5 protein-coding genes and 2 pseudogenes are annotated in these 12,052 nt (G+C 56.9%); 2 read left to right on the plus strand and 5 right to left on the minus strand.

Annotated elements, in window-relative coordinates; genetic code table 11:
- Positions 1-604 precede the first annotated feature (604 nt).
- The 3 genes from QA645_RS40485 to QA645_RS40495 form a co-directional block, all read right to left on the minus strand.
- Positions 605-1,669, minus strand: coding sequence for a toprim domain-containing protein (locus QA645_RS40485; protein WP_283053580.1), 1,065 nt, complete (start codon positions 1,667-1,669; stop codon positions 605-607).
- Positions 1,669-2,508 (minus strand): strawberry notch-like NTP hydrolase domain-containing protein, encoded by an 840-nt coding sequence (locus QA645_RS40490; protein ID WP_283046570.1) that lies wholly within the window; start codon positions 2,506-2,508, stop codon positions 1,669-1,671. The genes QA645_RS40485 and QA645_RS40490 overlap by 1 nt, the downstream gene beginning before the upstream one ends.
- 1,426 nt (positions 2,509-3,934) lie before the next feature.
- On the minus strand, positions 3,935-4,255 hold the full coding sequence (locus QA645_RS40495; protein ID WP_283046572.1) for a hypothetical protein: 321 nt from the start codon (positions 4,253-4,255) through the stop codon (positions 3,935-3,937).
- 884 nt (positions 4,256-5,139) lie between these two features.
- Between QA645_RS40495 and QA645_RS40500 the strand changes: the two genes are divergently transcribed.
- The gene (locus QA645_RS40500; protein WP_283046573.1) at positions 5,140-7,791 is read left to right on the plus strand and encodes a PAS domain S-box protein; all 2,652 of its coding nucleotides are present in this window, start codon (positions 5,140-5,142) and stop codon (positions 7,789-7,791) included.
- 647 nt (positions 7,792-8,438) lie between these two features.
- On the opposite strand, the pseudogene QA645_RS40505 reads toward QA645_RS40500, so the two are convergent.
- Positions 8,439-9,030 (minus strand): annotated as a pseudogene (locus QA645_RS40505) (helix-turn-helix domain-containing protein); the annotation flags it as partial.
- A gap of 831 nt (positions 9,031-9,861) precedes the next feature.
- Here QA645_RS40505 and QA645_RS40510 point away from each other — a divergent pair.
- A complete protein-coding gene (locus tag QA645_RS40510) occupies positions 9,862-10,068 on the plus strand; it encodes a cold-shock protein (protein WP_082813831.1) in 207 nt (68 codons plus the stop codon).
- Positions 10,069-10,833: 765 nt separating this feature from the next.
- Here the strand turns inward: QA645_RS40510 and QA645_RS40515 are convergent.
- Positions 10,834-11,176 (minus strand): annotated as a pseudogene (locus QA645_RS40515) (HU family DNA-binding protein).
- Positions 11,177-12,052 lie beyond the last annotated feature (876 nt).

A 12,052-nucleotide genomic window follows, 5' to 3' on the forward strand; every position in this document is an offset into this window, starting at 1 on the left:
ACCTTGCAAGCCTCTCTCAGGTCCGCGAATGAAGTCGTTGATGCGCGGTTTCACGTCTGGCTCCATCGCATTCGGCTTGAGGCTGTGCCGGCATCAACCAGACAATCACATCGCCCAGTTTGCTTTGCAGGTCTCGCCGCATTGGGGCTTCCTAGCCCTTGGTTCAAGATGGCCTCACCCTTGTGACCTGTACTCGTCTGACGGAATGACATCTCACAGCCCGATGTGAGCCTTCTTTGGGCAGCATCCTGACTTGCCAACGGGGACAATGGCCTTCGGTCGTCGGCACGGATATTTTGTCGGCAAGAAACAGCAGGCTGCGGACTTCTGTGCAGTGCGCACGTTCTAAAGAAGCGACGCTCCATAGCACGAGAAGTTCCTCGACCGTCTGAACGCCGATGGATGTTGACTTCGCCCAAGAGCAGCGCCTCTTAGAAATATATATTGGCGGGAGCGGAGCGCATTGATTGGGAGCTAGCATAGCAAAGCCCCCCGGGAACGGGCAGCAGAACTCTTCCGGAGCAAACCTTTGGCCCTCGCTGATCCTGCATCATTCTTCAGGATGTATTGGCACCACGTCAACCGTTGGAAGGGCTGACAGGCGTCAGCGCGACCATTTCGTTACAACCGGTCCAATGAAGCGGATGGCATCCTGCGGAGTAAATTGGAGCTGCAAGGCTGATCGTAGCTCACCGAGGCCGAAGGTTTGCAGGTCTTCGTTAAAGTCTGAAAGCCGAGGTGATAACGCAATCGTCTCGATGCCGGCCTGCATGGCGCGCTCGGTCAGGGCCGCGACAGCAAGATCGCCGGCCGCATCGGCATCACGTGCGATGTAGATGCGGCGTAGCGTCAGCGGAAGGAGCAAGGCGGCAAGATGGTTTGCCGAAAGCGCCGCAGCCATCGGCATCGCCGGGGCTGCGCAACGAAGCGAAAGGATCGTTTCGATACCCTCTCCGGCCGTAAGCACATCATCGGCCACACCGAATCGGACTGCATTGCCGAGAAGGTCGCCCATGGCACGCCGCGGCGTGTCAATCGGCGCCTTTCCAAGGCGTACGCGATCGAACCCGTCAGGATCGAGCCACGTGCGATGCACGCCAGTGGCGCGCCCCTTGAGATCCGTGACACGGGCGATCAATGCCGGCCAGATCTCCGTCCCCGAATCATCATCGGAACGGTAATAGCAGCGCGGGTGGAAGCGCAGCTCGCCATCCTCGACCAAAGCTGCAATGCCCCGCTTGCGCAAATAAGATTCGGCGAGGGTTCCGGCGACCGGCTGCGCCATCGCGAAGAGGCGCGCGGCCGCCTGGGGCGAGCCAGCCAGCGGCTTGTTGTGCGTAACCTTGAGCGATGGGGCAGGATCCGAACGAGGCAAGTTGAGAAATCGTCGTGCCTCGTCCGCGACGTCGCGGAAATCGAGAAGCCCGCAACTTTCGCGGATGATGTCGAGGAGGTCGCCATGTTGGCCCGTTGCGGCGTCCGTCCACTTGCCGGCCGGCCCCTTGCGCGAGGCTATCAGGCGCACGAACATCGAGCGGCCTGGTGTGTTGCGGGCGTCACCGACCATCCAGTAGCTGCCTTGGCGCCGGCCGTTGGAGAGATAGTAGCGGCACACCGCCTCGGCTTCGCGCGAGAGATGGTGTGCCAGATCGTGCGGGTGGCGTCCCATCATTCGGCCTCCCGTTCGGTGCCCCACTCGAACGGAGCGTGCTCGAGGACCTTAGTGATGATCTCAGCTCCGATTCTATCTGCGGGGATGAACACGTGCAGCTTCCAAGAGGTGATCTCGTAAAAGAGGCTGTAAGCCTTGAGACGATCCGGCATCGTGTCGTTGAACCCGGAGAGTTTAATTCGGTGGACATCCATCGCTTGTACGCAACGGCACCCGAGGCATTCTGCGAGTTTGAAAGCGAGCCGCCGGTCCGCGAGCGCCGCAAGCGCTGCGTCCGCCCTCATTGCCGATACATCGGATTCGTCGAAAGCAGTCACACCGTCGAAATCGGAGCCCAACGATTCCACAATGCGCCTGAGGCCCGAAACTCTCTTTCGTCGTCGATAGGCGCGCAGCGTGGCGTAGGCTGCAAGAAGGACGCCTTCAGTGAGCCTGATCAGGATCAGGCGGAACCGTGGGACAAGCGTGATGAGCAGCCGCTCCATCCTAAGCGCGGTCCAGACAGGCTGCGCACCTTCTATTGATTTGCCCGGCCTGGTAGTCCAAACGCCGCCTCGGTATCCGAACACCCCGTTGTCGATCAATATGCGGCCGACGCGGCGCTGCGTCGATAACTGCTCCACGGCCCGCCTATCTTCGCAGCGGTGCGTATGGGTCTTGATACGTCCCCAGTTTTTCCAAAGCATCGGCAACATGGAAATCGGCGATCCTGAGTTGCCAGGGTTAACCGATCCATATTTGCGAAGGGACGGGACGGCTTCCGCCTCGCAGGCTTCCTTGGCCGCTTTCCAAACCCGAGATCCGGTCGCGACAATGAGACCGAATCCGGGCCCCATGGCGCCCCCCAAGACCAGCTCGAAGCAGAAACCGTGAGGGCTTGGAAGTAGAACGCGGGCCGCGCGAAGAACAGAAGAAGCTGCCGCGCGCGAAAACGCTGCGGACGCTGCGGCCGTCGACTCTGATGGCTTGAACATATGGAAAACCTCAGGAGAGCGGATGCAGATGGATCCGCCGGTGCTCTCTCGTAATCCGACGGGCTCAAACAGCCCGTCGTCCCTCTTCCTCTCCATCACAGGGAGCCGTGCAAACGCCCGCGCCGGACCAGGTGCGCACTGCCGAATGGGCAAGAGCCTCGGAAGAAATCAGAGAGGCGGAAGAACCCGTCCCTTGCTGCGATCATTCGATGAACAACGACCGGCAAGTCGTCTTCGCTGCCGCCCCTAACTTTTTTGTCATTAATGCGAAATTCGCCCTGAAGGCCGGCTTCTAGCCGTGCTCCGATTCCGGATTGCGTGTCGACTATCGGAGCGGCCCAGATAGGCTGCCACTATCATCCAGAAGACGCTCGGCTATCTATCTTTTCTCGAGATCTTCAATGAGCAACTTCGAGGTTATCCGTCCCCTGGTGTTGTCTGCGATGTGGCGCCGGTGACGTAGCAATCTCTGCGTTGTCATGTCCATTAGCTCCCTCCTTAGGGACCGCTGATCAAGCCCACATCGCGAGGCCAAATGCCACCGGGCAGAATGTTCTGCAGCGCGCCTTGCTAACGGTCTGCGGCAGATCGTACTGACGACTCCGTCGCTCGGCATTATGGTGGTTTGCGCTCTTCAGAAGCATACTTCGGATTCAGCAATCTGAAGGCAACATAAGTTTCGGATGTTGCTTTCGGCTCAGGACGGGTGCGCGATCAATGTGGTGGTCGATACACCGATGAGTTGCTGATTGATCTCCGCAACCTGCGCCCGGCGCTTTCTAATGGGCGATGGCCAAAGCAAATTCGTCCGCGTCCAATCCCACCTCCAGGCTGTTCTGGACAATCGTGTGCATGGTGATCATCGAAAAATCCGAGCGAGGCTTGCGAAACGCGCAATGCGAAGCCCCTGAAGGGCTTCAGCGGGCTCTTCGAGATCTGCATCCCCCTTCCGGCATGCAACCACTTGTCCCACGACACCACGATGCCAACGGCCTCTAGGGCTCCGCAATTCGCTTTGCCAATCGCGCATCCTCGGACGTGTAACCCAGAAACACTCGCGGCGTGACCGAAGGCTCTGTTCGACGCGTAACTAAGTCCGATGAAGTACCAGCAAGCATTTTTGAAGCCGGTACCTTTGGTACCTTTGTGGCGCCCGCAATCATACTATTTTCGCCACGGCCGGCGCTCGCTGCTGATGGAGTGGAACCTGTCATGCAAGTAGTAGGCTGCGCGACTGTGAAAGACGATAAGAAACACTTTATCTTACTTCGACAAAGCCGCTGCAACGCTAAAACCGGCGGCCGTTTCCAGAGAGCCGGAGACGCCGAGCACCAAGGAAATCGCTAAGAACTTCAGCCCGATCAATTCCAAGATGATTGATGCGGATGACCTTCATGCCACCCCGCGAAAGTTCATCGGTAAGCCTATCGAGATTCGGAACGAGAGATGCCTTTCTGCCGCGATTGGCTACCGCTGCATTGCAGATCGGCACGGGACGATCGCCGCTGTGTTCGCCAAGTCCATTGCCCCAGCGGCTGAACGGAAGGGCACTGGAAGACGACTGCGGCACGCTCGAGATGATTGCGTCGCCCGTCTGCCGAAGGAACATTCGAATAGTTCCTGCTGACTACGGCGAAAATCCCCTCAACGGCGCTGCCAAGCGCACTATTGTTAGGGTGAGGAAAATCGAAATCCTACTGGCATCGCGACCAATGCGATAATTCGAAAGTAAAGGAAGCATTTCCGCTGCTCCAGAGACCGCATGGAAACAGAAGCGGCGCGGGATGTATCGACATCGATGACAGTGAGAAAAGCCGACGCGGCAAGATCGAGCATGGAATGCTGGTGACCGCAAGATAACGATCGACACGAACCTGTAGCCATCGTTTAGCTCCTCAGCGACATCGCGGCTGGCTCCATCGACGATGCGACTTTGTAGCGAGTCCAAGTGTCGCTTAGTCAGCTGGATGCCGCGGCCGGCCACGATCTGCCCCTGCCGGCACGGCGGCAGATACCAGGCGCATTTCCGGACCACTATGTGGCTCACGAGTGCCGTCGACGCCATGCCATTCTCAGTCGGGCGCTGGAGAACGTCCCCTGGACACGCTATCGGCTCAGTGAAAGCAGCCGTTCTCCCGTATCCGAGCCAGCAGACTTTCTCGTCATGGTAACACCAAGGATGCCGCTCGAATACGTTGGATGGCCCACGATCCACCCATCGGCCGGTCTCCGCAACAACTCCGGGCTGCAACATGCTGCTTTACCATCGAGGAGAACAGCTAAAAACTCAAAACGAAGGTAATTTCCTACGTGAGCGTTCAATAGCTAATGTTTAGAGGAATATACATAGGTTTATAATGCGCCTTTTTCCGCTGTGCTTATTTTAGCGAGGTCGTAGAAAGCGCCCAGGAGCGCCTGTCCGGGTCGAATAAATTGCTGTATTTTTAGCCTGATCATTGATCTCTCCGCCAGAAGGACCGGACGGCGACAAGCATGTTTAACCAGCTCACCGCGTTGGAACGTTCAGGGACGCAATTTATCGTCGGCAGCATTACGCTAGCAGCAGTGACGCTAGCTTCCTTGTATATCAACAGCCCTTTCGCAGCCACGGCGTTCGCCTATCTGGTGGTGATCTTGCTGTTTTCGCTGATGGGCAGCTTCATCGTATCATTGGTCCTTTCCATCGTCTCCGTCGCTAGCTTAGCCTACGTGTTTACGCCGCCGAGTTTGAGTTTTCGGATCGATGATCCCCGAGACCTTGTGGTGGTTGTCGCTTTCCTGAGCGCGTCGATTGTCGGAACGCACCTGATAGGAAAAGTTCGCCACCAAAGGGAAGTTGCGCGTGAGACCGCGGCCAAGCTACGGCACAGTGCGGCCGATCTGCATAACCGCGAGAAACTGTGGCGCGCAATCTTTGAGCATAACCCGGCCATGTACTTCATGGTCGATGAAGCCGGGACGGTCCTGAACGTCAATACTTTCGGAGCGACCCAGCTCGGCTATACGCCTGCCGAACTAATCGGCGTATCCGTGCTGAAGGTCTTTCCGGAAGACGATCGTGAGGTCGTTCGCAAATGCATTGGGAGTTGTCTTACAGATATCGGCCAATCGCGCACCTGGGACATCCAGAAAGTCAGAAAAGACGGCTCGGTGCTGTGGGTGCGCGAAAACGCCAAAGCCATGCTGTGGGCCGATGACAAGCCCATCGTCCTCATTGCCTGCGAAGATATCACTGAACAAAAGCGGACAGAACTTGCGCTGCAGCGAAGCGAAGCCCATTTGGCCCAGGCGCAAGAATTGAGTCACACCGGCAGCTTCGGTTGGAACGCTGCCGACGAAGTCTTTTGGTCGAAGGAGAACTTCCGGATTTTCGAATACGATCCTGACATCAAACCGACACCGCAACACGTCCTTGACCGCACCCACCCGGACGACAAGGCTTCGGTCCAAGAGACGTTGGATCGAGCAGCGCGAGGCGAGGACTTCGAGCACGAATACCGGCTGCTGATGCCCGATGGATCAATAAAGCACATTCACGCACGAGCACGGGCCACGAGAACGGCATCTGGCGATATCGAGTTCGTCGGGGCGGCGACGGACATCACGGCAGCGAAGCAGACGGAACGGCGACTGCTCCGTAGTGAGGCTTATCTGGCCGACGCGCAGCAGCTCAGTCGCACGGGCACATGGTCCTGGGACTGCCACCGTCGCTGTTTTGCGTATCGCTCCGCCGAAGTCAGTCGTCTATTCGGCTTCGACCCGGAAGAGCCCGTGACACTTGAGGCCATCCGCTCGCGTATTCATCCAGACGATTTACCGCTGCAGCAGGAAGTACAGCGTCAGGCTATTGAACAGAAAGCCGGCAACTTCGAATACGATTTTCGAATCTGTCATCCCGATGGGGCGATAAGGCACATACACGCCGTTGCGCACGCTGTGTTGGGAAGCGACGGCGCGACAGTCGAACTCATCGGAACGCATATGGACGTCACCGAGCAACACGCAGCTAGGGAAAAGTTAGAAAACACTCTTGCTGCGCTGCGTGAGAGCGAGCAACGCTTTCGTGACTACGCGGAAACTGCTTCCGACTGGCTATGGGAGACCGGGCCGGATCACCGGCTCACACTATCGGAGCACACCAGCGCTACGGGGCTCTTGGGCACAGGGGCCATTGGCCGGCCTCGCTGGGAAATCGCGTGCGACTTTGAAGAAGAACCTGAGAAGTGGCGGCAGCATCAGGCGACGGTCAACGCACATCTCCCATTTCGCGATCTGATTTATCGCGCCATTAGCGCGACCGGCTCGGCCATTTACTTCCAGACCAGCGGCAAGCCCTTTTTTGATGAAAACGGCAGCTTTCGTGGCTACCGTGGCGTCGCCACGGACATCACGGCGAAGATTCGCGCAGATCAGGCAGAACAAGAGCTGCGGAAGTCACAGGCAGATCTCGCGCATGTCACGCGCGTGACGACGCTGGGGGAACTAACAGCCTCCATAGCCCACGAGGTAAACCAGCCGCTCGCGGCCATTATCAGCAACGGCGATGCGTGCCTCGGCTGGATACGCCGCGAAATTCCGGATATTCCCGCCGCGCTCAGATCAGTGGAGTGGATCATTGAGGATGCGGTCCGGGCAAGCGAGGTAATCCGCAGAGTCCGTACACTTGCGAAGAAAGGTGATATCGAGATGGTACCGCTCGATGTCAATGAGGTCGTGAACGAAGCTATAGCGCTAGTGACACGTGAGCTAGTTAATCACCAAGTGACCTTGCGAACTGGGTTAGCGCTCGCGCTTCCCACGGTCCTTGGTGACCGGGTTCAGCTGCAACAGGTCATCATCAATCTGGTGATGAACGGGATCGAGGCGATGCAAGAAGTTGACGACCGGGCCCGCGAGCTGGTGATAGAATCATCCATGGACAGTAAGGGACGTGTGCAGCTCTCCGTGACTGATTGCGGCGTCGGCATCGCTGAGGATGATAGGATTCGCATCTTAGATCCGTTTTTCACCACCAAGTCGACCGGCCTTGGAATGGGTTTGTCGATTTGTCGTTCAATCGTAGAAGCTCACGGAGGGCGCCTCTCAATCGTCCGCAAGCAAGGGCCGGGCGCGACCTTTCAATTTGCCCTGCCAGTCGTGTCGTGATTGGACTTTGACTAGCGGCACGGAGGAAGGTCAACGGGCCGCACGGACGATGGCGTCATTGTCTAAACCCACGGCGAGATGCCGATCTCTAACGGATCCTTTCACTGACGGGATCTGGACTTCAGCGCATTCGGATCGGCCCGCAAAAATGCTACAGAGCAGGCCTTCGGCTCTTGCCCTCCGATCCCGACGGCCAGGACGAGTGGGCTGCTGTCTTAGCTGGCCAAGTTGAACATTCACGTCTCCCAAAGCGCGGGCCCAGGAAGGCGGAGCGTTCAGCGATAATCGCGAGAGACTGTGGGCCCGCAGACGGCCACAAGCCGAAGCCTTTTATTTGCGACCTTAAGACTTCGCGAGCAAGCGGCGTCGAACTGTGGCTACCGGTCTACGAAGCAGCAAATAGCCGGGAGCTCGGGCCGGCCGAGCTAGGCATCAGGACTATTTTTGAGCAGTTCTGGCAATCCGCAAGGCCCATCCGGATTCGACGTTTTGCAGCTGCAATAGCCGGTGCGCCTGGAGGAGCCGATCCCCCTGCACTATTTTGCAGCTTCAAATCGCCAGGCCCGGGCCTCTCCAGTTGGACGAGAAGTGGCTCCGGGCCGATTATCATTGTGAACCAACACTTGCGAGCTCTGCCGACGGATGCGGATTACGATTTTGCGCTGACTTTTTCCGAGAAACTCGAGGACCTCCGGCCTGTGCAACTGGGACAAGGCCCGCGACACAGTTTCGAGTGTCAGGCCAAGGTAGTCGGCAATATCGCGGCGGGCCCGGGGGTAGGACAATGCGCCGGCCGAGGCAGATCGCTCGTCCATTTCAAGCAAAAAGGCGGCCACCTCTTCCAGCGAGGTTTTTCGTCCAAGCAGAAGCATACGGTTCTCGGCGTGCTGCAGATTTTTGGCCGTCACCCGAGCAAATTGCGGAAGACGACCGCATCGTTCTCGGCCGCGCCTCAAGGCTGGTGCGCCTGATCAAGCGAACCGTCGTCGCGACGACTGCCTCTGCTGCGAACGAATGTCTTTCACCATTTTCAAGTCCGAGGATATCGCGGACCAGATGAAACGTACCAATCCGCCGCCGACCGTCCGCAAGCACCCTGTAGGTTCGAACCGCACCTTTGATAACCTGATGCACGTAGGCAGCAGGTTCTTTCTCGCCGTAAATCTCCTTCCCCTTACTGTAACTCAACTCACCCAATTTTACGCTCGGATTTGAACTGCTTGCAATCGCTAGGTTCAGAAAGCGAGTTGAAGGAGGCGATCTGTTGTTAGTGGGTGGCGCGCAGAAGCATGAGGCGCTCCTGAGCTAGGCCGATTGCAGTTTGATGTCCAATCTTCTTTATGCGATGAGGATCTTAGCTAATGATGAACCCGACATCCCTGCAAAGTTAGCGCCACTGCAGTCAAACTGCAGCTCTTGCCGCTTCGCCTGGAAGCACCGTGATTTTGCAAAGGCTATACTGTGTACATCGCTTCAGCTCAGACTGAGCCCTATCAGTCGGCGCGGCTGCCACCCCGCGGAATCGCGGTGGTGAATGGCGCTTGAGGATGACTGACGGATAAGGAGCGGTGGCGCAACAATACTCCGGTGAGGTGTCCTCACTGACGTTGAGGCATGGTGAGATACAGGATCCCTCCGCCATTTTGATCTTTGGCGACGAGAAATAGGCGGCAGTGGTCGCGATCAAAAAAAGCAGATGAGGACGAGATCACAATGACTGCGAATTTTGCGGACCATTCGCCGTCTTTCACCATATCGCGTCCTATCCAAATCTCATGCACTAAACCTGCTGCTTCTGGCTGGAAATTGCATTTTTCCAGCGAATGTGCGCTTCGAATCTTGGCCCGACAACGTTCACACTAATGATGTTACGAGCACGACAATGCCGTGTTCGTTTCCGTACCAACCAATACAAAGTGTCGGTCATTGCGGTCCATCTAAACGGTCGCGCCACATGCAAGCGCGTAGTATCGGTTGCCTGCTATGAGAAGCCAGCCTTCTTGCTTTATCGCCCTTGATGCCGGCCTCAGCTGTCGGTTAGATTGAGTTGACTCAATTGGAGATGCTGCAGTGGCAATGGGTACTGTGAAATGGTTCAACACGTCCAAAGGATACGGATTCATCAAACCAGACGATGGAGGCCCAGACATCTTCGTGCACATTAGTGCCGTTGAAAGGGCCGGCCATACCGGCCTGGCGGAAGGCGCCCGAATTAGCTACGAGCCCAAGGCTAGTCGTTCTGGGAAACTTTCTGCCGAAGACCTCAGAATTGGATGAGCTCGTCGGCAGGGATGGCAAAAGGCGAACTGAACTGCGTCCCGGACTCGATCAAGAAGAAGCATTCCGGCCTCAACACGCTGCGCCGTTGAGGCCGCCTCCTCGTCCATCAACCTAATTGCGTTGTCGAGACACGAGCTAGGGCCGTCGAGCATCTGTATGATCATTCACGGCAGCGAACAGGCTCATCGACGCAAAACGGGCGTCAGCCCTGTGCCAGAGATTCGCAGAAGCATGAGTACGCGGAGCTGCCCAGCTTTTTCTGACCATCGCAGTCACCTCAAATGAACAAGCTCACCGGCGAGCGAGAGCAACTGGAAAGATAGATAGGGATCAACATACAACGTTTTCTCACCCGTATTCCTAGACGTGTATATTATAAGAGGCATGCATATCATCGCTGGAGCTTTGTTTCGTGGCACCGCCTAAACGACTAGAAGCCGGTTCTGCTATGGCACAAAGAAGAAGAGGCCGCTTGCCGAATTAGGCGAGAGATCTCGAGCCTTTAGAGGCAACATGGGATTGGTTTTTCATGAACGAGGATTTCTATCGGGCTCGGGCTTCGCAAGTCCGTGACATTGCTGAAAGAGCTGATCCATTCACCAAACAACGTCTCTTGAAGCTTGCTGATAATTATGAATTCAGGGCGCGCAATCCTTCGCGTGCTTCCCGCCCCACAGCCCGACCGATTCCGCTTCCGTTCACGCAAAAAGGATCGCAAGGCCTGACTGACAAAGCACTCGCTCGATGGTGCAGCGTTAGCGATTAGCTGCAGTCGCCAGATCTAAGCTTGGGTTGCGCATTCTCTGTCATACCGCCTGCGTCTTTAGCAGCCTTGATCGGTGACGCCTTGACGGATTTGCTAGCCGGCTTCGCCGCGAATTCCAGCGGCTCCTTTGTAAAGGGGTTGATTCCGCTGCGAGCTTCAGTAGCGGGCTTGCTTACGACGGACATTTTTACGAAACCCGGAACAACAAACTCACCGGCCTCGTTCAGCTCCTTGTAGCCCACAGTTGCCATCTATTCGATGACGGCCTTTGTGTCGGCCTTGGAGAGCTGCGTTCTCAGCAATTGCGTCAATCAGCTGGTTTTTGGTCATCTTGGCCATGATGCATACCGAGACGAGACGCAGAACCCTTGAAGTAGATGTTCTAGGCCGGCCCCATAACTTCGAGCAGGGCGAGACCGCGAGGATAATTTAACGTCGGTTTTGCTCAACTTACGCGCTTAAACCTATTGGAGCCCCAACAAAGGTGACTTCAACTGAATTTCCGGCATTATGATCGCTTCTAACATCAGACCAAGCTCGGTCGTAAAACGGTACAACTATCCCTCCTTCTCAAATCCGCCAAAGGCTCACGCTGTCTCACTCTCCGCTGTCGCGCTCACAATCGCATTGGGCGAATAGCCTGGATGTCGTCCGCTGTTTGCTGGTTTGCGGCGCGAAGACTTGTCCCCTCGCGCAGCCTTCTAATCACATGGCGAAGCAATTGGCGTGCCGCACGTCGGAACGATGCCGAGCGAGGCACAGCAAGCGCGGCGGACAGCTGACCTAGCTTGTCAAGGCGTGCTGTCTGATACCAAAAGGGGTCGAAGATCGCGGCGGTGAAAATGACCGCTCACATGGCGGACCTCATGACGGGCAGTGCGATGCCAATCGATCGGCTCTAAGATAGGCTTGCGGCGGGGCCCCTACACGTTTCGGTGCATAGAAATACGATCGCCGCTGAATCAAAGCCGGTCGGCTTGATCAGGGCTTCGACAGCTGGTTCGACGAGCCGCTGTGGCAGCACTGGCCGTGATTTCCGCAGAGCCGTCGCACTGGCATTGAAGACCGCAAAGCGCCTTGAGGAACGGAATTGCTAGCGCTTCTTAACCGGCGTCTGCAGCTCAGCGCTTTCTATCGTGCGGTACGAGTTCGCTAGCATAGACTATCCTTCTCCCTTGCGCACATAACCGCCAACCATAGTGTCCGGCAGGTTGA

Origin of the sequence: Bradyrhizobium sp. CIAT3101 (genome assembly GCF_029714945.1) — a bacterium.
GTDB lineage: Bacteria > Pseudomonadota > Alphaproteobacteria > Rhizobiales > Xanthobacteraceae > Bradyrhizobium.

Excerpts from the sequence above, each read along its gene's own strand:
- QA645_RS40490 (WP_283046570.1), bottom strand. The coding sequence starts at position 2,508 with ATGGGGCCCGGATTCGGTCTCATTGTCGCGACCGGATCTCGGGTTTGG.
- QA645_RS40495 (WP_283046572.1), bottom strand. The coding sequence starts at position 4,255 with ATGTTCCTTCGGCAGACGGGCGACGCAATCATCTCGAGCGTGCCGCAG.
- QA645_RS40485 (WP_283053580.1), bottom strand. The coding sequence starts at position 1,669 with ATGGGACGCCACCCGCACGATCTGGCACACCATCTCTCGCGCGAAGCC.
- QA645_RS40500 (WP_283046573.1), top strand. The coding sequence starts at position 5,140 with ATGTTTAACCAGCTCACCGCGTTGGAACGTTCAGGGACGCAATTTATC.